This window comes from Pantoea sp. (genome assembly GCF_028283705.1).
Taxonomy (GTDB): Bacteria; Pseudomonadota; Gammaproteobacteria; order Enterobacterales; family Enterobacteriaceae; genus Pantoea.
On the sequence record NZ_JAPWKD010000019.1, the window covers coordinates 311759 to 335397 of the forward strand.

The 23639-nt window shown below is 51.1% G+C and carries 17 protein-coding genes; 7 read left to right on the plus strand and 10 right to left on the minus strand.

Annotated elements, in window-relative coordinates; all coding sequences use genetic code 11:
* Positions 1-4 precede the first annotated feature (4 nt).
* The 4 genes from PW844_RS17705 to PW844_RS17720 all read right to left on the minus strand — a co-directional run bounded on the left by PW844_RS17705 (position 5) and on the right by PW844_RS17720 (position 4675).
* Entirely contained in the window at positions 5-190 is a 186-nt protein-coding gene (locus PW844_RS17705) for a hypothetical protein (protein WP_299454551.1), read from the minus strand.
* Positions 187-804 (minus strand): TetR/AcrR family transcriptional regulator, encoded by a 618-nt coding sequence (locus PW844_RS17710; protein ID WP_299454554.1) that lies wholly within the window; start codon positions 802-804, stop codon positions 187-189. Before PW844_RS17710 ends, PW844_RS17705 begins: the two co-directional genes overlap by 4 nt.
* Positions 805-965: 161 nt before the next feature.
* Positions 966-3359, minus strand: a complete 2394-nt coding sequence (locus PW844_RS17715; protein ID WP_299454556.1) for a glycoside hydrolase family 31 protein — start codon at positions 3357-3359, stop codon at positions 966-968.
* Positions 3360-3373: 14 nt separating this feature from the next.
* On the minus strand, positions 3374-4675 hold the full coding sequence (locus PW844_RS17720) for an MFS transporter (RefSeq protein ID WP_299454557.1): 1302 nt from the start codon (positions 4673-4675) through the stop codon (positions 3374-3376).
* Between the two features lie 336 nt (positions 4676-5011).
* Between PW844_RS17720 and uxuA the strand changes: the two genes are divergently transcribed.
* The 4 genes from uxuA (at position 5012) to uxuR (ending at position 10007) form a co-directional block, all read left to right on the plus strand.
* On the plus strand, positions 5012-6190 hold the full coding sequence (uxuA, locus tag PW844_RS17725) for a mannonate dehydratase (protein ID WP_299454558.1): 1179 nt from the start codon (positions 5012-5014) through the stop codon (positions 6188-6190).
* A 53-nt stretch (positions 6191-6243) separates the two neighbouring features.
* The gene (locus tag PW844_RS17730; protein ID WP_299454560.1) at positions 6244-7725 is read left to right on the plus strand and encodes a fructuronate reductase; all 1482 of its coding nucleotides are present in this window, start codon (positions 6244-6246) and stop codon (positions 7723-7725) included.
* On the plus strand, positions 7725-9143 hold the full coding sequence (uxaC, locus tag PW844_RS17735) for a glucuronate isomerase (protein WP_299454562.1): 1419 nt from the start codon (positions 7725-7727) through the stop codon (positions 9141-9143). The genes PW844_RS17730 and uxaC overlap by 1 nt, the downstream gene beginning before the upstream one ends.
* 87 nt (positions 9144-9230) lie before the next feature.
* Positions 9231-10007 carry a Uxu operon transcriptional regulator gene (uxuR, locus tag PW844_RS17740; RefSeq protein WP_299454564.1) on the plus strand — a complete coding sequence of 259 codons (777 nt, stop codon included), beginning with the start codon at positions 9231-9233 and terminating at the stop codon, positions 10005-10007.
* 1101 nt (positions 10008-11108) lie between these two features.
* Here uxuR and PW844_RS17745 read toward each other — a convergent pair.
* From PW844_RS17745 to PW844_RS17760, 4 genes are all read right to left on the minus strand, one after another.
* Positions 11109-12113, minus strand: a complete 1005-nt coding sequence (locus tag PW844_RS17745) for a RepB family plasmid replication initiator protein (RefSeq protein ID WP_299454625.1) — start codon at positions 12111-12113, stop codon at positions 11109-11111.
* A gap of 1014 nt (positions 12114-13127) precedes the next feature.
* The gene (locus PW844_RS17750) at positions 13128-13445 is read right to left on the minus strand and encodes a hypothetical protein (protein WP_084879435.1); all 318 of its coding nucleotides are present in this window, start codon (positions 13443-13445) and stop codon (positions 13128-13130) included.
* A complete protein-coding gene (locus PW844_RS17755) occupies positions 13442-14068 on the minus strand; it encodes a ParA family plasmid-partitioning AAA ATPase (protein ID WP_299454569.1) in 627 nt (208 codons plus the stop codon). The genes PW844_RS17750 and PW844_RS17755 overlap by 4 nt, the downstream gene beginning before the upstream one ends.
* 1380 nt (positions 14069-15448) lie before the next feature.
* Positions 15449-16504 carry a hypothetical protein gene (locus PW844_RS17760; RefSeq protein WP_299454572.1) on the minus strand — a complete coding sequence of 352 codons (1056 nt, stop codon included), beginning with the start codon at positions 16502-16504 and terminating at the stop codon, positions 15449-15451.
* Positions 16505-17003: 499 nt separating this feature from the next.
* Between PW844_RS17760 and PW844_RS17765 the strand changes: the two genes are divergently transcribed.
* Together PW844_RS17765 and PW844_RS17770 are read left to right on the plus strand one after the other, a co-directional pair.
* A complete protein-coding gene (locus PW844_RS17765) occupies positions 17004-19322 on the plus strand; it encodes a molybdopterin guanine dinucleotide-containing S/N-oxide reductase (RefSeq protein ID WP_299454573.1) in 2319 nt (772 codons plus the stop codon).
* A 330-nt stretch (positions 19323-19652) separates the two neighbouring features.
* Positions 19653-20291: an NAD(P)H-dependent oxidoreductase gene (locus PW844_RS17770; protein WP_299454576.1), complete on the plus strand. Its 639-nt coding sequence runs from the start codon at positions 19653-19655 to the stop codon at positions 20289-20291.
* Between the two features lie 75 nt (positions 20292-20366).
* On the opposite strand, the gene PW844_RS17775 is transcribed toward PW844_RS17770, so the two are convergent.
* Positions 20367-21374 carry a substrate-binding domain-containing protein gene (locus PW844_RS17775; protein WP_299454579.1) on the minus strand — a complete coding sequence of 336 codons (1008 nt, stop codon included), beginning with the start codon at positions 21372-21374 and terminating at the stop codon, positions 20367-20369.
* Between the two features lie 29 nt (positions 21375-21403).
* On the minus strand, positions 21404-22813 hold the full coding sequence (locus PW844_RS17780) for a sucrose-6-phosphate hydrolase (RefSeq protein WP_299454582.1): 1410 nt from the start codon (positions 22811-22813) through the stop codon (positions 21404-21406).
* Between PW844_RS17780 and PW844_RS17785 the strand changes: the two genes are divergently transcribed.
* Positions 22801-23639, plus strand: an 839-nt coding sequence (locus tag PW844_RS17785) for a hypothetical protein (protein WP_299454584.1), incomplete at its 3' end; no start/stop codon positions are given. The two genes, PW844_RS17780 and PW844_RS17785, sit on opposite strands and share 13 nt — an antisense overlap.

The window sequence follows — 23639 nt, forward strand, 5'->3', positions numbered from 1 at the left end:
AGGTTTACGTCAGCGGCCACAGGTCGGAATGGGACTGACAAAGGATCAGTTGATCGGTTGGAAAACGTCTTTTGTAGAATCTCCCGTTGGCTATCCATCCGCATAAAACCACCTGTCCAGCCGTTTCCAGCACCACCATGGTTTTCCTCCTTTTCGGGCGGCGCACAATAGAACCCGGAGGCAGCGTCATGACCTCGGCCCCTGGCTGGCGCTGGCAAGCACAGAATTGATAATAAAATCATTACTTTTCCGCAGCATGCTAATATCCGGCCTGATTTTACCGTAGACGCGCATGCCTTCCAGCATCATGAAAATGCATTCGGCCATCACCGCGGCGCTTTCATCGGTGCGAAACACGCCCTGTTGCTGACCTTGCTGAAAAATGCTGGTCAGCCGCGCCACGATGCCGTGAAATTTATACGCAACCCGATTGCGTACCTCATCGTCACCCGGCAGCAATTCGCACGCCGCCGCGATGGTAAAACAGCCTTTTTCCCCCTCCGGACCAGATGAAACCAGCGCGACAAACTCCAGCGTCTCACGCAGGGCATCAATCGGAGTCAGCTCATCATCACGTTGCTTACCGCGCACCAACCCGGCATCCATATATTGCTGGAGGGCGGCCAGAAAGATCGACCGTTTGTCAGCATAGAGTTTATAAATGCTCGCGCTGGCCAGTCCCGATGCCTTCATCAAATCCGCCATCGACGTCGCACGATAGCCCTGCTGCCAAAAGCAATCGAGTGCCGAATTGAGAAAATCCTGAGGGTCAAACTCTCTGGGCCTGCCTGCGTGTTGTCTCATGGTTGCATCCTCTGGCGTGTGGTTGCGTTAATTGTAGATCGATCAATCTACAATTGAAACCTTATTTCTATTGGGGAGTGCTGAGCAAAAGGTGAAGGTCAGAATGATGGGGAAAGACAAAGCCGGGACAGAAAGCCCCGGCTGGGTTAATACGCTTAAATTCAGGCTGTCGTTATGCTCGCCAGCGTGACTTCAGCCTGGCCATTGGCTACGGCAACACCATCGATAAACAGCGGGCGCGTTTCGCCTGCTGGAAGGGTGACCTTCAGAGTCTGCCAGGCTGGCTTATAACTTCCTTTGCGGTTGAAACGCAGATGAATGGCCGCCGCATCGCATGCCATTTCCCAGTGCAGCCACAACGCATTACCTTTCTGATAGCCCCATGACTCACCATCATCTTCGAACAGCAGCCCCACACTGGAGCCTTTGCCTTTGAGCGGGTACAGTTGCAGCTCGCGTTGATCGTCGGCCTTTGCATCAACATGGCGCAGACGCTGGCTTAAAGCCAACCCGGCACCGGCACGCACCAGCATCGGTTGCTGCTCCAGCGGAGCATCTAGCGTGATCCATTGACCACCGCTGTACCACTGATGCGTAGCGAAGTCATACCAGCCGGTTTGATTGTCTGGCAGCCACAGGCGGCGTTCGCGTTGCCCTGGCTCGACTACGCTAGCCACCAGCAGATCACGCCCGAGCAGAAATTCGTCACATTCGACGCTGGTTTGCGCGTCATGTTCATGATCGAGGAAGGTCGGACGCAGCATCGGTTCATCGTCCGCATGCGCCTGCCACAACAGCGTGTAGAGATACGGCAGCAGGCGATAGCGCAATTCGATGGCTGCGCGAATGGCAGGCGTCACTGCCGGATACATCCAGGGTTCATTCACGGTATGGTCATCATTCCACGAATGGATGGTAAAACGCGGATGCATCACGCCATTTTGCACCCAGCGCACAAACAGTTCGGCATCAGGCTTATCACCCGAAAAACCGCCGACGTCGTGGCCGACGTTATACAAACCGGAGAGACTCATCCCCAGCCCCATGCGAATGTTGTAACGCAGTGACGTCCAGTTGGTGCGGTTATCACCACTCCAGGTTTGCACGTAGCGTTGCATCCCGGCACAACCCGAGCGGGAAATCAGGAAAGGACGCTTTTCCGGGGCAAAGCGCTGCTGCGCTTCCATAGAGGCACGCATCATTAACAATGGCATCACCGGGCGGATATGCTTGATAGCGATCGGCGTGCCAAAGCCGTGGCAACGGGCTTCGCCATCCCAGACTTCATATTCGTTGTTGTCATTCCAGGTGGAATCGATGCCCTTCTCCAGCAGTTGCCGGGTCACATTTTCCTGCCACCATGCCACCGCGTCGGGATGGGTGAAATCAAGGTGCGAACCTTCGTCATCCCAGAACACCGAACGCTCAGGGGCATCTTGCTCCGAATCGCGGATAAACAGCCCTCTGGCTGCCACTTCTTCATAACGCGGATGATCCTGCAACAGACAAGGTTTGATATTCGCTGCCAGGCGCAGGCCCGCATCGTGAAACGCCTGACTCATCGCTTCCGGCTGCGGCACCTTGTCGTAGTTCCAGTTGAACACATAACGCTTGTTGTTGATCGAGGTGTAGCCGGAAGAGAGCTGGAACGAATCACACGGAATATCGTGTTCTTCACATAAGTGGATAAAATTCATCAGCTGATTCTGCGCATCCGGCGCATCGGTGTAGTGCATGGTGGAACCGCTGTAGCCGAGGCTCCATTTTGGACCAAACAGGGTTTTGCCAGTCAGGCGGACAAAGGTTTTGGTGACATCCAGCACTTTGTCGCCGACAAACAGGTAATAATCAATATCGCCACTCTCAGCCTGCCAGCGGCGATACGGCTGGTGATAGTTATCCAGCTCATTCCCGAGATCGAACCAACTGCTGCTGAGGTTATCGTAATACAGGCCGAAGCTGACGTCCTGCCGGCGGGTGATGGTAAAGGGAACATGTTTATACAGCGGATCGGTTGAGGAGGCGTTGTATCCCATCGCATCCAGGTTGCGCATTTCATAGCGCTTGCCATTACGCTGCAAATCACCGGCCTTCTCGCCCAGGCCATAGTAACGATCGTCAGTCATGCGACGCTGATAATGTGCCACACCATCGCCGTGTGCATTCAGCAGGTAAGCGCTGGTGGGACGATCGCTGGTCAGCAATTGCCACTCCCCTGCGCTGTCACGATATTGCCACTCCAGCGACAGTGGCTGACGAATGATAACGCGCAATCTCTCTGTCGCGACAACCAACCTGTTGTCCGTTTCCTGTAACGTGAAGCCGGGTAAGGTGAAACCGACCAGGCTGTCACGCGCTCGCCCTTCCCACGGCACGTCGCTTTCCGGCGCAATACTCCAGGTTCTGTCGAGGGAATATTCCCCCTGACGTTTAATCACCACGCGGAACATATTTTGCTCCAGCACATACAGGCATAAAGTATGTTTGCCGTCGACGGTCAGGGCCAGATGGTGCTTGTCGGAACCTGCCAGGGACCAGTTTTTTAACGTTTTCATCGTTACCTACTTTTTCAGGCGCGCTGGGCGCGACGTTCAGCAATAAAAGCGATCAGGAATACCGCACCAATCAGGTCAAAGAAGCCCATCGCCACAAACAGGGGATTGAATCCAATCTTGTCGGCCGTCACCCCGATCACCAGCGAGAACAGGAAGCTGGAGATCCAGGCGAAGGAACCGCGCATACCGTTGACGGTCGCCATCTGGCCTTTGTCAAACTTCTCCACCACCAGCGCACTCAGCATGCAGGAGATGATCTGATGGCCGAAGCCGCCGATCGAGATCAACGCAATGGCGACATAGGGACTTTTGGTGATCGCCACCAGCGCGAGGGAGAGCATCAGGAACGCACCGGTGACAGAGCTGGCAACGACCGAGTTAACCTGGGTAAAACCAAACAACCGCGTATAGATGCGCGTCAGATAACCACTCGCTGCACTGCCTAAATCAGCGGCGAGGAACGGTAGCCAGGCGAACATGGCGATTTGCTTCAGGTCCATACCCAGATCTTTCGCCAGATATAACGGCACCCAGAAGCTCAATACTCCCCAGGCGGGTTCAGCCATAAAGGCCGGGATGGCGATGCCATAGAAACGTTTGTTTTTGGCGACAGTTTTCAGCGCTTTGAAGAAACTGAGTTTGACTGCCGGGGGTTCGTTATCCTGACGGATAAATTCCAGTTCAGCGCTTGCCAGGTTTGGGTGACGTTCGGGATCGCGATAGAACAGCCACCACAGAATCACCCAGGCCAGCGCCAGCAGGCCAGTAAACAGAAACGCCCCCTGCCAGCCAAAGGAAGCGTGGGCAAAATAGATAATGGGTGGCGCCAGCATGGCACCGATGGAGAAGCCGACTCCCGCCCAGCCAGCTGCCACCGGCCGCTCTTTTCTCGGAAACCACTCGCCAATCACCTTGGCGTTGGCTGGCGTAGCAGCTGCTTCCGCTCCACCCATGACAAAACGAAGAATAGCCAGATGTACCCAGTTGGCGGCACCTGCGTGGAACAGGCAGGCCAGCGCCCATATAGAGGCACAGATCAGGAAGCCCATTTTCAGGCCAATCACATCAATTAACCAACCACAGAGGGGCTGAAAGACGGTATAGGCCAGCTGGAATGCCCCAACGATCCATGAGTATTGTTCGGTGGTGATGCCGAGACTGGTTTTCAGCTCAGGTGCCAGGATGCCTAACGAGTTGCGGGTTATGTAGTTGACCGTGACGCCAGCTAAAAACAGCACCAATACCCACCAGCGCAAATTGCGCCAGATTCGCTTACTGCCTGCGGCAGCTATCCCCGGATTCAAACTGCGGTTCATCTGGTTCTCCACTTTTTTTGACATCATGAGTTAACAATTCCCGCGGTTAACAGAGGCTGAAGGAAGGGTTTCAGCGCAGGATTTGTCATGTCTTATTGAGGCGCGGTTTCTGTGAACCGTCTCTGACCATCCGCCAGGAGTGAAACACAGTTAATCAAGGTGGTCGCCAGGTTGATGCCGTATTTGTGATCTGGTTAACCAAATTCACCTGACTGGTTGACATGATGCGCTAAAGAGTCGAATTTTAGCGTCAGACGGTGCCATAGCCGATAAAGGATGCGCATTTCCCGGCTTAATTGGTCAACCAATTTAGATATTCACTGGAGAGGAAAACACATGAAGCAGACCTGGCGCTGGTACGGTCCGAACGACCCTGTCTCACTCGCTGATGCAAGACAAGCTGGCGCAACCGGGATTGTCACCGCCCTGCACCATATTCCCAACGGTGAAGTGTGGTCGGTTGAAGAGATCATGAAGCGTAAAGAAACGATTGAAGCCGCAGGTTTAGTCTGGTCAGTGGTGGAGAGCGTGCCGATTCATGAAGAGATCAAAACCGGCAGCGGGCAATGCCAGAAGTGGATCAGCAATTATCAGCAGTCATTACGCAACCTCGCACAATGCGGCATCACCACCGTGTGCTACAACTTCATGCCGATACTCGACTGGACACGTACCGATCTCGAATACCTGCTGCCCGATGGCGCGAAAGCGTTACGCTTTGACCAAATCGAGTTCGCGGTGTTTGAACTGCATATCCTGCAACGTGCCGGTGCGGAGCAGGATTACAGCGCGGCAGAAATAGCTCAGGCCGCCGAGCGCTTCGCCAGCATGAGTGACGAAAGCAAAGCACGCCTGACCCGCAATATTATCGCTGGCCTGCCAGGCGCGGAAGAAGGCTACACGCTCAATCAATTCCGTGCACAACTGGCGCGCTATGATGGCATCGACAAAACAAGACTGCGTGAAAACTTTGCTACCTTCCTGCGCAGCATTATTCCGGTGGCGGAAGCAGCCGGGGTCCGCATGGCGGTTCATCCTGACGATCCGCCGCGTCCGATTCTCGGTTTACCCCGCATCGTCTCCAATGCGGATGATTTGCAGTGGATGATCGATACCGTCAGCAGTCCGGCCAATGGTTTCACCATGTGTACCGGCTCCTATGGGGTACTGGCAGAGAATGATTTGCCCGGCATGGTTAAACGCTTTGCCTCACGGATTTATTTCGCCCATCTGCGTTCAACCAAACGCGAAGAGAATCCGAACAGTTTTCATGAAGCCGCCCATCTGGCCGGGGATGTGGACATGTTTGCAGTGATCAAAGCCATCGCCGAAGAGGAGCATCGCCGTAAAGCGGCTGGTCAGGAAGACCTGATCCCGATGCGCCCCGATCATGGTCATCAGATGCTGGACGATCTGCATAAGAAAACCAACCCAGGGTATTCCGCGATCGGCCGCCTGAAAGGTCTGGCGGAAATCCGCGGCGTAGAGCTGGCGATCCATCGCGCCTGTTTTTAACGCTGGCTTCCGGGGCTGACTTTACGGCCCCGCGCTTTAAGACTGGAGTTAACATGGAAAACACCCTTGCCAGTGGCACATGTACTGTTGCCCTTCCTGACTGGGATAGTTCCCGGCTGGCCTCCCGCATTGTCCATCTCGGATGTGGCGCTTTTCACCGCGCCCATCAGGCTGTTTATCTGCATCACCTGCTGGAAATCAGCGACTGCGACTGGGGCATCAGTGAGGTTAACCTGATGTCGGCAAGTGGCCAGCAGCTGGTGGAAAATCTGCGTAAACAGCGTTTGCTGTATAGCGTGGCCGAAAAAGGCGCAGATCAAATCGCGCTCAAAATCATCGGTGTCGTAAAAGAGGCCCTGCATCCGGCGCTGGATGGTTGTGACGGTATTTTACAGGCGATGGCGCGTGAGCAAACCGCCATCGTTTCCCTGACAGTGACGGAAAAAGGTTATTGTACCTCCGCGGCCTCTGGCGAACTGGACCTGACGCATCCGTTAATCCAGCACGATCTTTCTCACCCTGACATGCCCAAATCGGCGATGGGTTATATTGTGGAAGCGCTACGCCTGCGCCGTGAGCAAGGATTACTCCCTTTTACCGTTATGTCCTGCGATAACCTGCGTGAAAATGGCCATGTCACGCGCGCAGCGGTTCTCGGGCTGGCGCGGCAGCGCGACCCTGAGTTAGCTGAGTGGATTGCCAGCCAGGTGACCTTCCCCTGTACCATGGTGGACCGCATTGTCCCGGCGGTTACCGCAGAAACGCAACAGGAAATCGCCGCCATGCTGGGAGTGAATGATCCCTGCGGCGTTGCCTGCGAACCGTTCCGCCAATGGGTGATCGAGGATAACTTCGTTAATGGTCGCCCCGACTGGGATCTTGTTGGCGCGCAATTTGTTGACGATGTCGTCCCGTTTGAACTGATGAAACTGCGTATGCTCAACGGCAGCCACTCGTTCCTGGCTTACCTCGGCTACCTCGGTGGGTTCCAAACCGTCGCTGAAACCATGCAACATAACGCATATCGCCAGGCCGCTTTCACCCTGATGATGGCAGAACAGGTTCCTACGCTGGCCCTGCCTGTCGGCATTGACCTGCGAGGTTACGCTGAGCAGTTAATCGAGCGTTTCAGCAATCCCGCTTTGCAACATCGTACCTGGCAGATCGCAATGGATGGCAGCCAGAAGCTCCCGCAACGTTTACTCGATCCTCTGCGGCAACATCTGCGAAACGGTACTGACTACCGTCATCTGGCGATGGGTATTGCCGGGTGGATGCGCTATGTCCTGGCAGAAGATGAATCGGGCAATAGCATCGAGGTGGTTGATCCATTATTCACTACCTTGCAGGCGATCAATCAGCAGCATGCAACGGGAGAAGATCGCGTCAAGGCATTGCTGTCGATTAACACGATTTTCGGTGAAGACCTGCCCGCAAATACGGCCTTTGTTGCCACGCTGACACAGTCCTATTTGCTGCTGTGCCAGGCCGGTGCACGCGCCGCTGTCGAATCACTCAGCTATGGAGTTTCCTGATGAGCCAATTTATGGATGAAGATTTCCTGCTGCAAACCGTTTTTGCGCGTCGTCTGTACCACGACTACGCCGCCGCGATGCCAATCTATGATTATCATTGCCACCTCAATCCGCGCGAAATCGCCGAAGATCGTCGTTTCGCCAATCTGGGGCAGATCTGGCTCGAAGGCGACCATTATAAATGGCGTGCATTACGCGCGGCGGGTGTTGAGGAATCACTGATTACCGGAGCCAGCACCAGCGATTACGACAAATACATCGCCTGGGCACATACCGTGCCGAAAACCCTTGGTAACCCGCTCTATCACTGGACTCACCTCGAATTGCGTCGTCCATTTGGTATCACTAACACCCTGTTCGGACCTGATACCGCGCAGCAAATCTGGGACCGCTGTGCTGAGAAACTGGCTTCTCCTGAATTTTCTGCGCGCGGCATCATGCGCCAGATGAATGTTCGGATGGTCGGCACCACCGATGACCCTGTCGATTCTCTGCAATACCATCGTCAGATCGCCGATGACGACAGCATTGATATTGATGTTGCGCCGAGCTGGCGGCCTGACCGGGTGTTTAAGATCGAACTCGACGGTTTTGTTGATTATCTGGAGCGGCTCGAAGCGGCGGCGGATGTTGCCATCAACAGCTTTGCGGCACTCCGTCGTGCGCTCATGCAACGACTTGATCATTTTGCTGCGCATAGTTGTCGGGCCGCTGACCACGGTATCGAAACCCTGCGTTTTGCGCCGGTGCCGGACGATCATACGCTCGATACCATTCTGGCAAAACGTCGTCGGGGCGTTCAGCTGGAGGAGCGGGAAATCGCGCAGTTCAGCACTGCGGTGTTGGTATGGCTTGGCGCAGAATACGCACGCCGTGGCTGGGTGATGCAGCTGCATATCGGCGCGATTCGTAATAACAGCTCGCGCATGTTTCGTCTGCTGGGTCCGGACAGTGGCTTCGATTCTATCGGTGATAACAATATCGCCTGGCCACTGGCACGTCTGCTTGATGCGATGGATATTGAAGATCGGTTGCCAAAAACCATTCTTTATTGTCTGAATCCGCGTGATAACGAAGTGCTGGCGACCATGGCAGGTAACTTTCAAGGTGCTGGCATCGCAGGCAAGGTTCAGTTCGGTTCCGGCTGGTGGTTCAACGATCAACGCGATGGGATGCTGCGGCAGCTGGAGCAATTATCGCAAATAGGTTTACTCAGCCAGTTTGTTGGCATGCTGACCGATTCACGTAGCTTCCTTTCCTATACCCGCCATGAATATTTCCGCCGTATTCTGTGCAACCTGCTCGGGCAGTGGGTAAAGGATGGCATCCTGCCTGAAGATGAACCGCTGCTCGGTAACATGGTGCAGGATATTTGCTTCAACAATGCGCAACGGTACTTTGCACCCGCCCCTCTGTGAGTTCAGCAGCACCACTATGCTATAGTGCCTGTCTCTGAAGATGGCAGCTTCAGGGGTTGTTATCCCTTAACCAGCAGAAAGAGCATTATGAAAATTCATGCCTCACCACAGCGCCCTTATCAGGAAGTCGGAGAGCTTCTCCGCAAGATGATTACGCAGAAGGAATATGCTGTGGGGGAACGGCTGCCGCCGGAACGTGAAATTGCCGGGATGCTAAATGTCACGCGTACCCTGGTGCGTGAGGCGTTGATCATGCTGGAGCTGGAAGGGTTGATCGAAGTGCGGCGTGGTGCAGGCATCTATGTGATTAATGATAATCCCTCGCCGCCTGCCCCTGCCCAGCCCGCCTGCAACGATGCAGGACCGTTTGAGATGTTGCAGGCTCGTCAGCTACTGGAAAGTAACATCGCCGAGTTTGCGGCACTTCAGGCCACCCGCGAAGATATTGTGAAAATGCGTCAGGCGCTGGAGCTGGAAGAAAAAGAACTGGCTTCCGGTGCCGTGAATAGCTCAGAAAACGGTGATCGCAATTTCCATCTGGCGATTGCCGAGGCAACCCATAACAGCATGCTGGTGGAACTGTTTAAACAGTCATGGCAGTGGCGTGAAGACAATGTGATGTGGAGCCAGTTGCACCGCCATCTGATTAACACCAGTTACCGCAAACAGTGGTTAGATGATCATAAAAAGATCCTCGCTACGCTTATCAAGAAAGATGCCCGTGCTGCTAAAATGGCAATGTGGCAACATCTGGAAAATGTTAAACAGCGCCTGCTGGAATTTTCTGACGTTGATGATATTTACTTCGATGGTTACCTGTTCGATTCATGGCCACTAAATAGCACCAGTAGTCAGGACATCTGATGGGCTTCTGCTGATTCTCTGTCCAATGCGTTTCAATGAAACTCCTGCACAGCTGGCAGGAGTTTTACTTTCTGACTTCAAACATGTCTGACTGATAGCCCTGTCGTTACCGTCTTCCCTTTTGCTGACTTTTCAGGTGCAAGCCCCCCGTTAAGCCCACGGCAGATCTTATCTACTTATGCAGGATCCTCTTGCCTGCTTGCTGATACCTTCAGTTATGTCAGCACTCAAGCCTTATCTACTCACTACAGCTTATATCTGGCGACTCAGGACTGATTACAGCTCAGAAAACATCAGTCTCTGACTCTGATATTTTAAGTTTAAAAGTCTCTTAATATCAAAAAGATATGCCTTTATCACTCTTTCAGCTGCCACTGATTTTGTGAGAAGCCTGCATATCGCCATGAACCAGGTGACGTTGTCACATAATGCATTTAATTTATCTAACCTGCTGATAAGATTATGTTATCGCTAATAAGTCTTTTTTAAGAACCGATACCATTTCCTTAAATCAGCGTGATTCTCTCTACTCCCTATAGTTTATATATAAGCTATAGGGAGTAAATCATCTCTGGTGATACTTCATAAGCTGTAGGGAGTAATCATAATCTATAGTGAGTAAGTTGTGATTCTATCGATTAAGTTAGTACCTGCTAACAAAAACAAAATCAATAAGTTGCAGGTTAGTGGTTACCAGGGGGGTAACTGAATATAAGCTATAGGGAGTAGATTGCTTACCACAGGCTATATATAAGCTATAGTGAGTAACTTCCCCAGCCAGGGGTGTTGCATCCTAAGCTGCAGGGAGTAGATCATGAGATGTAGTCAGCCTTTTATAAACTATAGTGAGTAGATTCCTGCCAATTCCCCTCCCCCAGCATAAGCTATGGTGAGTAATCTACTCACTACAGCATATGACAGAATCTATAGAGAGCAGAAAGATAAGCTATAGTGAGTAATCTGCACGAAGACTATCATGTGAGCGGAGTCATCAGTTATTTCAAGATCATGGGGTTAGCTGATAAACATAAACTGTAGAGAGTATTAAGAGGGGTAAGTATAAGCTGTAGTAAGTAACCTACTCACTACAGCTTATATCCATCACTTAGCTTTGAACAGTTTCTCGAGGTCAGCCATCGAGATCCCTAACTTATTCAAAAGTTCGAGTTTTTCCTGAAGCGCTGCATCAACCGGTTCTGCCGGGATTGTGGGAGCTGGGGTCGGAAGCTGAGGATTTTCAACGCTCTCATTTTTCGGTGCTTTCAGCTTTGGACGGCGATAATGTACGTTGAAATAGACGCTACGGCCCCGCTGCACTTCTGAGTAGTCCAGATAGCCAATCTCCTTCAGTTGCTCCATCGCACGCCTTACTGTCTGGTTTTGTGAGAAAACCGGGGACTTAAGGTTAAGCCTGTCACGCAGGCGAGCCAGAGAAATGGGGGCAGGATTTTTTGGCAGACTTTCGATATAGGTATAAAGCGCCTGAGCTGACTCACGACGCTTCAGCACATTGATAGCTTTAAGCTGCAAAAGCACTTTGCGATCAAACTCATATAGTTCAAAGAGTTTGGGGTCTGCCTGCAAAATAACGATGTCTTTTTTGGTATCGTAATAGGCTGACTGCACCAGGTGGGTGATATATTCCTTACCATCATCCCCCATGTTGCTGGTGAATGAGATGGTTGTCGCTGCTATACGCTTCAGAGAGGGGCTGATACGCTCTCTGAGCTTCTTAGACGAGCGGCTTGAAGGGATCCCGCATAGCTTGGCAAATTCAACGAACGGCAGCTGTACCTTGTCACCAATGACTTTGTGCTTGGCAAAGGAATGAATGATCCCGACCCAGGTCTTGAAATCGTTGTCCATATCAAGGCGCGGGCCGACGATCTCGACCTTGTCGAACCCCTCGGCTTTCGCCAGAGAAAGTCGGGTCAGTTCTTCGGTGGCGTCCGTGGTAGCAAAGGTTTTATTTTTACTGTTTTTCAGTGACTTAAGTGTAGGAACAAAAACACCGAGACGCATTAATGCAACCGGCTGAACCGTATTGTTGACATTAGGTGTGAGCGTGATGACCTCACCTGTATTCTTGTCCTTTTCCTCAAACAGTTTCTTCAGGTCTAGATTCTCGCTATCCACGGGCATTCTCACGGTTTCGTCGATGATCGTTGAAAAGATCGAAGCATCAGGATTGTGAATTACAGAACAACAACTCACGCAAAGTGAGCCTAATTGCATGAAGATAAGGGAGAAAAACAATCCACAGCAATATCGGTGTTCAGTGCATTTTGCTCACTATAGCTTATGTCGTTTTCCAACTACAGCTTATATTTAGCATGCTATAGTTTATGGTTCTCTCACTACAGTTTATATTTCACTTACTATAGCTTATGCCGATACCCTCTCAGGCCAGTGCTGCTGCGGGCTGCGACGATCGGGGATCTATTTGGGATCTCTATAGGATCTACACTGGATCTAATTAATTGGGATCTAACCAGTGGATAAGTGGATATCTTGCTAAGAAATGGGTGTTAAGCCATCGGCTCAATCTTACTGTTTGGCTCAAAAGGCTTCGATCGCTGCTCACTAACCGAGAGTAATCTTAATGAGTGTCTGATATCGGTTTCTGACAGGCCTTCAGCATCAGACTCTGGCAATACGCGATCGACAATATCCAGAATTAAGTGCACTCAACTCAAAACGAGAAGCTTTTACTTCAAGCTACATACCAACACTTCAGTAAATGATCTGCTCATCATGCCAAAAGGATCGTTGTATAAGCCCTTCTCCGCATTTTTCATGATGGATAAGCACCAACCCTCACTAATCGCCTGATAACGCATTCTGAGAGCATACAGGACGCTTTTAACCCTATCAGGCAGTATGACGAATATCAGGTATCGTTTTTTCATTCTTAAATGAGGTAAGAGACGGGCATCTCTGCCTCCCGCTCTTACTTACGATCTTAACAAGTTAAGAAGATTTGTTCTGACGATATGCTAACGAACTGATCATCAGGCTGATGGGCAATAAGATATTGAGAGTAAGACAAATTGAGGGTGACGTTGTCACAAAGTAAGTTACTATCTTAACAAGATAATAACTTACTTATTTGAGATTTCTTTACTGAAGTTTAGCTTTGCTGATTAGCACTGAGATTTCTTCGTCTGATAAATGTTCAAGTCCGAGAATTGCAGCGCGAACAATGTCAGAACGATTTACTCGTGAACCACCGGCAAGGATTTCATTACGAATACGATTGTCGATATCTTTAAGGTTCTCATCGGTAAACGAGATACTGACTGGTTTAGCTTTAGCCTTCTTAACTGGCTCAGGATCGGGGGCTTTTGGTTGCGGCGCACCCGTTGTTGTTAATGCCGCAGTCCCGCCATTAATGAAGTCATTCTCTCTTTCTTTCGAAACGCCAGCTCTGTTTCTCATAAGATGACCTCCTGGATCAGCCTTTCAACTTCATCTTTAGCTTTACTGTTTTCTGTCTCATAAATGGTCATAGACTCTGCCCAGGCATCCCTGTGAGCTTTACGATCGCAGATACGAGTTTCAGCCAGTTTCATTTCAGGAAAATCTTCCAGAACCTTAGCGGCTTCGTTGCCTTCATTAACGAACATATTGGTTGGGGTCATGTTCAGCACAAGATACCCTTTCACATCTTCGTTAAAGTCCTTCGCAGCTGTGAACACTGAGCAGGTATGAGGCACCACATCGAGATCCATTTGTGATGGACGCAGAGGTGAAATGAAGACATCTGCGGCCATCAGGCCACTGCGCATTTCTGCACTGTCTCGACCAGCGCAATCAGCAATGATGTAGTCGTAAGATTTCGCATGCTCTTTAAGCATAGCTTTGATATTGCCGGAGGCGCCGGTTACGGGAATATGCGGGAGTGATTCCGGACGGTTATTATACCAGGTTAATACGGATTTCTGGTCATCGGCATCCACGATGAGCACTCTGTAGCCACGGGAAAGTAATCCAGCAGCGAGAGACACAGCCAGGGTACTTTTGCCTACCCCACCCTTCTGACTACCCAGTACGATAATCATCGATGACCTCCATTAATAACGATAAATTGTGTAACGCGGAAATGTTGTAATCATCATATCTTAACAAGATCTTCTGATAACAACAAGACAAGATACTATCTTGTTAAGTTGTTATTTGTGGTATCTGTCTCTTAATATCTTGTTAAGATAGCAATCGTGAATTGCACTGCACCAACACTCAAACATTCTCTTCCGCCATATTATATCGACGAGGCAATCACGATAAATTGCCTCAACAACTCAAAGTTATTACGCGGATTGGAGGTTACGTCAGGTCTATACGATCATAGTAAAATATTAAGATGTTTACTTAACAAGCTTGTAATATCTGACACTTACCTACATACTATCTTATTAAGTTAATTTGTTAACACCTTAATGTTTTTCTTTTGCTGTGACGGTCGATTCGGCACCCAATAAGTAACGTTTACTCTGTACATCTGACAATATTCCAGAACGTGTTGAGGAAGTAACGTGGACACATACATATTTGGTCTGGCGCAGGTACTCTGATTAATCATACCTGCGACATTGCAGGTATGCAGGCAATGCGGGTAGTCGGCATTATGAGCACATGCCGGAGGTGCCCCAGGAAGAGATTTAGAGCATGGTTAAGATAAAATTAATATAATAATAAGTTGACGGGATAATATTATAGTAATTTATTATCTTGTTAAGCCACTAAGCCACTAAGCCACTAAGCCACTAAGCCACTAAGCCACTAAGCCACTAAGCCACTAAGCCACTAAGCCACTAAGCCACTAAGCCACTAAGCCACTAAGCCACTAAGCCACTAAGCCACTAAGCCACTAAGCCACTAAGCCACTAAGCCACTAAGCCACTAAGCCACTAAAAAATTATCAATTTAATATTTTAATTCATTATTATCTTAACAAGATATTGTGATGGCAATAAGTTAAATTCGATAGAATTATGTTACTAACATAACTTCTTATCATCTTATTAAGAAGGATATTGATGTTCACATCCGGTGCAATGACTGAGTTAAGATAACAGATAGTGGTTATAATCGGCAGTGTGCCAACATCGACAGGGTTAGTAATATACGCAGTCGATAAGACGATGCTGACTTAACAAGATCATAAAAAACGATATTGTCATCATGATATCTTGTTAAGGAATTAACTTATTAATATGTGGGTTGTCATAATTAATGTTAACAAGATATGGGCTTATTAAAATGAACTGTTATCATGTGATTATCTTATTAAGATAACAATATAACATGATGATGTTCATCGGATGGTTTCACTAAATCCTGAATGCCTTAATGCCAAAATCAACAGAGAGGAGTTCTCCGAACTATCTTTAAGGCGTTACCACCCCCAAAAGCTTTTCAGAAAAATGCAGCAAAGCACATCACATTTTCTCTCCCTTTGCAGTGGGTGAAGCTTTATGTTCAGCACTGTAAATGAACATAGGATACCCCAGCGCCAGACTGCCTGCGGCGGTCACACTTTGAACAAGACTGTCACCCTGAATCGCAAAAGTATTGGCATAGGTGGAAGCAAATAAAGATGAGCGGCTGGCAATGGGAATAGTGACCAGATCGCCAACACTTTGCCAGTTGATGTCATCTGCAGAACGCAAATGACAACGAATGTGTAGTGCTTCTGCGTCAGTGAAGTAAGCATGTAACTGTCGGCAGGTAATATGCTCTACCGTTTCACCAAAGATATTCAGGCTGGTAGCAGAAACAACATTCGCCGTTATCGGCCCCAGTGCTGATAACGCATCGGCGACATAGGCCATCGCCAGGCAGACCAGAGTTTGATTGACAGCGTAGGCACCCGCAGCACAAGCTATCGCAGGCAGAATGGGGGCAGGTGTTGCATTATCATGTAACGTCAAAAAATACTGGCAAAGGTCTCGGACAGGGACATAAACCCAGAAAGCAGAAATTAATGCTGGAGCAGCCGCAGCAAGACCACCAGAACAGGCCAGTCCGGCCATTGCCCCGGTCACCATGGCTATATTAGCCAGTCGAGCACAGTTACTCTGCACCGTTTGCCTTCCCTGATAAACATCTGAAGCCAGGCCTGCAAATTGCAATAAAACAGGAAGAAGGCCGGAGATGGCACCCGCAGTGGTGACGGCTGTTGGCGCTATTGTCGATAAGTGTGACAGCACACCATGCCTGACAACTTCACGCGCAGCGGTGGACAAGCCTACGGATGCAAGGTTGCGTGAAAAAACAGCGCGAAAATTATTTAAGAACTGAGAAAAGTCAGCTTTCGAGATTTCAGCAACAAATTCTGGTATCTCAATCGCGCTAAAATCCTTCGTGAAAAACGACTGTTCGGGAAGTTCTTCCATATCAATTGCAGTGAAATCCTTATCAAAAGCCCGTCCGATATCGACTTCGCCGGGCATGTCGCACATATTTAGCGTTATTGAATGCGATTGATCGGTCATCGCAGAAAACGAGACCGGGGCATGACGGGAATCGTTGCGATTAACAGCGGATGTGGAACAGGGTGTATCAACGACGTTCTTCGCATAAGAACACCCGTCAGAAAGTGTCCGTGCCCCCCATACATTAGCGGGTGCCGGGTGTTGAACCAGGGGCACAAAAGAGTGATGGGGGCAGGTGGCGATTGAAAACATGAGGCATCCATTTCTTTATTTGTGAAATAATTTGCTATTACCAAAGTAGAAATGTTTTAACGGTTCTTCCCATATAAAAAACTTATCACCTAAAACGAGGTAGTCACGCGGAACTTAATGTTAACAATGCAGCAAGTCAGTTGACGCCTCATCGTATCGAAGTCTCATTGCCGGCGAGAGGTCAGCATATTGCAAGCGAAGCAAGAGGGCAGGTTAGCGCTGTAGTACAGATATTTTATCTCTGTACCTTTTCCCTCTGTGCTACTGTGACGGAATACCAATAACGTAATTCACATCGCAAATCACCATGACCAAACATCACAACCTCGCCGTTATGCACTGGGGCACGTATCGCGTGTCTACTTCCGAAGGCTCCCTTACTGCCGTTGAACCAGTCGAATGGGACCGTAACCCTTCAGCGATCGGCCTGTCTCTGGTCGGTGCGGTGAATGGCCCGAGCCGTATCCGTCGCCCTGCAGTGCGTCTAGGTTATCTCCAGCATGGCCACGATTCACGTCATGGTCGTGGTAAAGAACCTTTTGTTGAAGTGAGCTGGGAAACGGCCATCGCGCTGGTCGCCGATGAACTGACAAGGGTAAAGCAGACTCACGGCAACCAGGCCTTTTATGCCGGTTCTTATGGATGGTCGAGTGCTGGTCGCTTCCATCACGCGCAAAGCCAGTTGCACCGTTTCTTTAACCAGCTGGGTGGCTACACGGACAGCACTAACACATATAGCCTGGCGGCGGCCGAGCGGTTATTACCGCATATCATCGGAGAGCTGGATGTGTTGCAGAAGCAGCATACTCACTGGTCTTCGCTGGCCGAGCATTGCGAGCTGTTTGTCGCTTTTGGTGGCCTGCCTTTACGTAATTCGCAGGTTAATGGCGGCGCAGCAAACGATCACTCTCTCAAGCACTGGCTGGGGGAGATGCAGCATAACGGCACCCATTTTATTAATGTGAGTCCGGTTAAAAACGATCTCTCCGGTGTTACTAACGCGGAATGGCTTTCACTGAAACCGGGCAGTGACACGGCGTTGTTGCTGGCGCTGAGTTTTGTGCTGATTGATGAATCACTCTACGACGCCCGTTTCGTTGCCAGTCACACCGTCGGATTTGCTGAGTATCGGGACTATCTGCTGGGCCACAAAGACGGCAAGGCAAAAACGCCGGAATGGGCAGCCGCTATCACGGGGATAGAGGCGCAAGTCATTCGCGAGCTGGCGCGCAAGATGATGGCAAAACGCACCATGATTAACATTGCTTGGTCACTGCAACGCGCGTTCCAGGGGGAGCAAACCTTCTGGGCAACTGTGGCGCTGGCGGCGATGATTGGCCAGATCGGCACTCCAGGCGGTGGCCTCGGTTTTGCCTATGCCAGCACCAACCTGGCGGGTTCGGTACGTCGTACTTTCTCCGGCCCGCGTTTCCCGGCAGGAACCAACGCGGTCAACGAAATCATCCCGGTGGCGCGTCTTTCGGACATGTTGCTGAATCCGGGTGGTCATTATCAGTTTGACGGCAGGGATTGCACCTATCCCGATATCCGTGTGGTTTATTGGGCGGGCGGTAACGCTTTCCACCATCATCAGGATCTGAATCGTCTGGTTGAGGCCTGGCGACAGCCGGATACCGTGGTGGTACACGAGCAATACTGGACTGCCCAGGCGAAATTCGCTGACATCGTTTTCCCGGTTACCACTTCGCTGGAACGCAACGATATCGGCAGCTCCAGTAATGATGGTTTTATCATTGCCATGCGCCAGCATATTGCCGCGCAGGGAGAGGCGCGGGATGATTACGCCATCTTCCACGCGCTGGCGGAAAAGATGGGTTTTGGCGAGAGTTTCAGCGAAGGGCGTGATGCTGATGCGTGGTTGCGCTTTATTTATGATGCTTCCAGACCGCGTGCGCTGGCAGATGGTATCGATTTACCTACCTTCGACGATTTCTGGGAGCTGGGAATGCTGGAGTATGCACGTCCAGACGAACCGCAGATTTTCCTGAAAGCCTTCCGTGACAACCCGGAATTGGCACCACTGCCGACCCCTTCCGGTAAAATTGAACTATTTTCTCAGACCGTGGCCGATTTCGGATATGAAGAGTGTCCGGGGCATCCGTTCTGGTATGAACCTGAAGCTGAGTCACAGCGTGAAATCGCCGCCCAATGGCCGCTGCATCTGCTTTCCAGCCAGCCGCGAACCCGTCTGCATAGCCAATATGACCACGGTAGCGTGAGTCGCAAAACCAAGATTCAGGGCAGGGAACCGCTGTGGATGCATCCTCTGGATGCCGCAACACGTAGCATCAGCGAAGGCAGCGTGGTGAAGGTGTTTAATCAGCGCGGTGCCATTCTGGCTGGTGTTCATCTTAGTGAAGACATTCGTCCCGGTGTGGTGCAGATGTCAACGGGCGCCTGGTATGACCCGCAGGACCCGAGCCTGACAGATTCACTTGATAAACATGGTAATCCGAACGTGCTGACGGAGGATCGTGGCAGTTCAAGATTGGGGCAGGGCTGTAGCGCGCAGAGTTGCTGGGTCGAGATCGTTGCCTGGAACGAACCGCTACCAGAAGTGACGGCCTTCAACCCGCCTGAGTTTGTGATGGTTAAAGGGGGATAGGATTATGTGGATTTCTGATTATCATATTAATTTGTTAAGTTAATAAAATATCAGCTTTATATCGTAAATGATGTGCCAGGGTACGTATCAGGTCTTAAAAGCATGATCAGGCGAGGTTGTGACTGGCTACTAACCAGCAATAATTGTAATGACGTTTGTAAATACGTTTATTGTGAGGAGTGCTGTATGGGTAGCATAAATCTTCGTATTGATGATGAACTCAAGGCTCGTTCTGCTTCAACGGCAATCCATAAGTGCTGATATCCTCTGAAACGCTTTGCAGGCCGCCCTGATGTGGCCTGCGTTCTCAAACACCATAAGGAAGATATCTTGACCACTCTTAATGACAAACTTGCCTGGCGTTACGCAACCAAGAAATTTGATGCCAGCAAAGTGGTGCCAGACGACAAACTGGAACGCATCATTGAAGCCGTGCGCTTAACCGCAACCTCCAGCGGATTGCAGCCGTTTGAGTTGATGGTCATTACCAACGCAGAAATCCGTGAAAAAATTCGTGCTGTGGCGTGGAATCAGGCGCAGATTACGGATTGTTCTCACCTGATGGTGTTTGCTGCCTGGGATGACATCACCCCCGATCGCGTCAATATGATGTTCGATCTGACCAATGAAGTCAGGGGCTTCCGTAATGAGGGTTGGGAGAATTACCGTCAGATGCTGCTGGGCATTGTTGCTGAGCGTGGCACCGAAGGTAATTATCAGTCGGCGGCGCGTCAGGCGTACATCGCACTGGGTAGTGCAATGATTGCCGCCGCTTTTGAAGAAGTTGATGCGACACCGATGGAAGGTTTTGACCCGGCAGCGGTCGATGAAATCCTTGGTCTGAAAGAGAAAGGTCTGCGCAGTGTGATCATTCTGCCGCTGGGCTACCGTGCTGATGAAGGCGACTGGCTGGTGAACCTGAAGAAAGTTCGTCGTAGCCGTGAAAACTTCGTCACCGAAATTAAATAACCTGCCTTATTCCTTTCCGGCAGGAGTACAAAAAGGGGTTCCCGAATTGGGAGCCCCTTTTTTAAACACCAGGATCTACACGGAACGTAAGCGCAGCGTAGCGGGAAGGATGATCTGATTTTCTGCCGGGTCCTGTCCCTGAATCATCTGCGTCAGCATGGAGAAACACTCCTGCGCCAGGCGTGGCACGTTCTGTTCTACGGTGTCGATAGGCACTGACAGCGAATCATAAAGATAGTGATCATCAAAACTGGCGATGCGGATATCGCTGGTCAGCAAATGGTGCTGACTCATATAACGCAGTACCCCTTCCAGCAGGCCGCAGGCGGCGGTAAACAGCGCTTTAGGGGGACGTCCGAGTCTGGCGCATAGTGCGGCAAACATCTCGTAGCCACTGCTGGGGTGATAGTTACCGTGAATAATCCACTCCGGCCGTAGTGTGACTCCGGCGCGCTCCAGCCCCTGCATAAAACCCGCCAGACGGTCTTTGGTAGGTGACAGGCGCGGCTGGCCGCCGAGAAAGTAAACCTCATCAGGTCTGGCGCGTGCCAGTCGTTCCACTAAATCGGCTGTGGGGGTAATGGAGTCGGTGATCACCAGTGGCAGCTGAGTCTCGTTCATATGTCGGTCAAACAATACCACCGGCAGCTGTTCGCTGAGTTTTACGTAGTCACTGTCGCTCAACATGCTGGAGGCAACGATCAGACCATCCACCTGGCGCGCCACGAGGTTATTGACCACTACCATTTCCTGCCCGGCATTTTCATCGGTACAGGAGATCAGCAGTTGCAGGCCCGCTTCGCGACACAAATTTTCCAGCTCGTGAGAAAACACGGCGAAACCGTGGTTGGTGATTTCCGGCACCACCAGCCCCAGCGTATGGCTGCGGTCATCACGCAGCAGGCGGGCATGGATGCTCGGCTGATAATGATGTTGCTGCGCCAGCGTCAGCACACGCTCCCGCGTCTCCTTTGCCACGCGCAACTCTTTACCACGGCCGTTCAGCACCAGGCTGGCAGTGGCTTTTGACACCCCTGCCAGCGCGGCGATATCACTGATGGTAACGCGTTTTGTTTTTCTCACGACAATGCATCGGTTAATGAAACAATGACTTATTCTACCATGCAGTGACGTAACGACCAGTAGCGGGCTTGCAGATCTGCGCTGCCGCTCAGGATTAAACGTGCCGGATGGGCCGGGAAGTAACGGCTGCTCATCACGCCTTCACCATCGTTAATAAAGATTTCCACGCTGGAGTGGTCACAAAGGATCTGCAAACGGCTGGCGGTTCCTTCCCAGTAACGATACAGCCACTCACCGGTCTCCAGACTGCGGCGGGCGAGGCGCAGTGCATCCTGACGCCACTCCAGAATTAGCGTGTCGGCAAAATTCAGCGTCACCTCACCCTGGCTTTCCAGCAACAGTTCCAGCCGTTGCGCCTCTAACGGCGGAGCGGTATCAGCGCTGCCGTGGTAACGCTGTTCTTCCCCACGCAGTGCCTGCAATTCTGCGATGGGTTGCTGATACAGCCTGCCATCCCGTGAGCTCAGTTCACGCAGGCAAGTCATCTGATGGATCCAGCCCTGGGCGACGGTGGGTTGGACCATCTCTTCGCCGTCCGGTACACCCATCCAGCCTACCAGCAAGCGTCGACCGTCGGCGGTGAGTGTAGTTTGCGGCGCATAAAACTCGAATCCGGCGTCCAGTTCCCGCAACGATCCGTGCCGATAATGGACGTTGTCATAATCGAGTTGACCGCTGAGATACGCGCTCGGATGGGTATTCAGATAACGTTTCTCTTCCCGCATCACGCCCTGCGGGCAGCAGATAAGGTAAGTGTTGTCACCGAGGGAGAACATGTCCGGGCACTCCCACATATAACCTGCCTCTCCCAGGCCACCGAGACCACTTCCGGCAATTTCTCCGAGGTTATGCCAGCTGTGCAAATCCGCTGAACGCAGCAGCAGCACTTTGCCCTGCAATTGCGGGTCCTGAGCGCCCAGCACCATGTACCAGTCGTCCCCGTGCCGCCACACTTTCGGGTCTCGTACATGCCCGGTATAACCCTCTGGCAGCGCAATCACCGGGCCGGTTTTATCAAAACCACCCGCGCTATTTTGCACCGCCAGACACTGCCAGGCGGTGCGCGAGCCGTCGTCATATTTGACGTTGCCGGTATAGACCAGCGTCAGCACGCCCTGGTTATCGACGGCACTACCGGAGTAGCAGCCGCTGCGGTCATAGTCCTCATCAGGCATCAGCGCAATAGGTTCGTGTTGCCAGTGCAGCAGATCCGCCGAACTCCAGTGCCCCCAGCATTTATGCTTATGCTGGCAGCCAAGTGCATTCCACTGGTAGAACAAATGGTAGCGCCCGGCAAAGTGGATAAAGCCGTTGGGATCGTTGAGTAGGCCGGTTACCGGAGCCAGGTGCCAGCCGGGATAGTGGCTGTCACTGAGCGCCCTGGGCTGGCCCTGCATCACCGCCTGTAAAATGGCGGGCAAAAGCGTTGAGGAAGCCATTATTCAGAGTCCGTTTTGTATTTAAGCAGGTAAGAGAGAGAGAGAGAGAGAGAGAGAGAGAGAGAGAGAGAGAGAGAGAGAGAGAGAGAGAGAGAGAGAGAGAGAGAGAGAGAGAGAGAGAGAGAGAGAGAGAGAGAGAGAGAGAGAGAGAGAGAGAGAGAGAGAGAGAGAGAGAGAGAGAGAGAGAGAGAGAGAGAGAGAGAGAGAGAGAGAGAGAGAGAGAGAGAGAGAGAGAGAGAGAGAGAGAGAGAGAGAGAGAGAGAGAGAGAGAGAGAGAGAGAGAGAGAGAGAGAGAGAGAGAGAGAGAGAGAGAGAGAGAGAGAGAGAGAGAGAGAGAGAGAGAGAGAGAGAGAGAGAGAGAGAGAGAGAGAGAGAGAGAGAGAGAGAGAGAGAGAGAGAGAGAGAGAGAGAGAGAGAGAGAGAGAGAGAGAGAGAGAGAGAGAGAGAGAGAGAGAGAGAGAGAGAGAGAGAGAGAGAGAGAGAGAGAGAGAGAGAGAGAGAGAGAGAGAGAGAGAGAGAGAGAGAGAGAGAGAGAGAGAGAGAGAGAGAGAGAGAGAGAGAGAGAGAGAGAGAGAGAGAGAGAGAGAGAGAGAGAGAGAGAGAGAGAGAGAGAGAGAGAGAGAGAGAGAGAGAGAGAGAGAGAGAGAGAGAGAGAGAGAGAGAGAGAGAGAGAGAGAGAGAGAGAGAGAGAGAGAGAGAGAGAGAGAGAGAGAGAGAGAGAGAGAGAGAGAGAGAGAGAGAGAGAGAGAGAGAGAGAGAGAGAGAGAGAGAGAGAGAGAGAGAGAGAGAGAGAGAGAGAGAGAGAGAGAGAGAGAGAGAGAGAGAG

Coding starts and splice junctions, on each gene's coding strand:
- PW844_RS17705 (WP_299454551.1), bottom strand. CDS start 190: ATGACGCTGCCTCCGGGTTCTATTGTGCGCCGCCCGAAAAGGAGGAAA.
- PW844_RS17710 (WP_299454554.1), bottom strand. CDS start 804: ATGAGACAACACGCAGGCAGGCCCAGAGAGTTTGACCCTCAGGATTTT.
- PW844_RS17715 (WP_299454556.1), bottom strand. CDS start 3,359: ATGAAAACGTTAAAAAACTGGTCCCTGGCAGGTTCCGACAAGCACCAT.
- PW844_RS17720 (WP_299454557.1), bottom strand. CDS start 4,675: ATGAACCGCAGTTTGAATCCGGGGATAGCTGCCGCAGGCAGTAAGCGA.
- uxuA (WP_299454558.1), top strand. CDS start 5,012: ATGAAGCAGACCTGGCGCTGGTACGGTCCGAACGACCCTGTCTCACTC.
- PW844_RS17730 (WP_299454560.1), top strand. CDS start 6,244: ATGGAAAACACCCTTGCCAGTGGCACATGTACTGTTGCCCTTCCTGAC.
- uxaC (WP_299454562.1), top strand. CDS start 7,725: ATGAGCCAATTTATGGATGAAGATTTCCTGCTGCAAACCGTTTTTGCG.
- uxuR (WP_299454564.1), top strand. CDS start 9,231: ATGAAAATTCATGCCTCACCACAGCGCCCTTATCAGGAAGTCGGAGAG.
- PW844_RS17750 (WP_084879435.1), bottom strand. CDS start 13,445: ATGAGAAACAGAGCTGGCGTTTCGAAAGAAAGAGAGAATGACTTCATT.
- PW844_RS17755 (WP_299454569.1), bottom strand. CDS start 14,068: ATGATTATCGTACTGGGTAGTCAGAAGGGTGGGGTAGGCAAAAGTACC.
- PW844_RS17760 (WP_299454572.1), bottom strand. CDS start 16,504: ATGACCGATCAATCGCATTCAATAACGCTAAATATGTGCGACATGCCC.
- PW844_RS17765 (WP_299454573.1), top strand. CDS start 17,004: ATGACCAAACATCACAACCTCGCCGTTATGCACTGGGGCACGTATCGC.
- PW844_RS17780 (WP_299454582.1), bottom strand. CDS start 22,813: ATGGCTTCCTCAACGCTTTTGCCCGCCATTTTACAGGCGGTGATGCAG.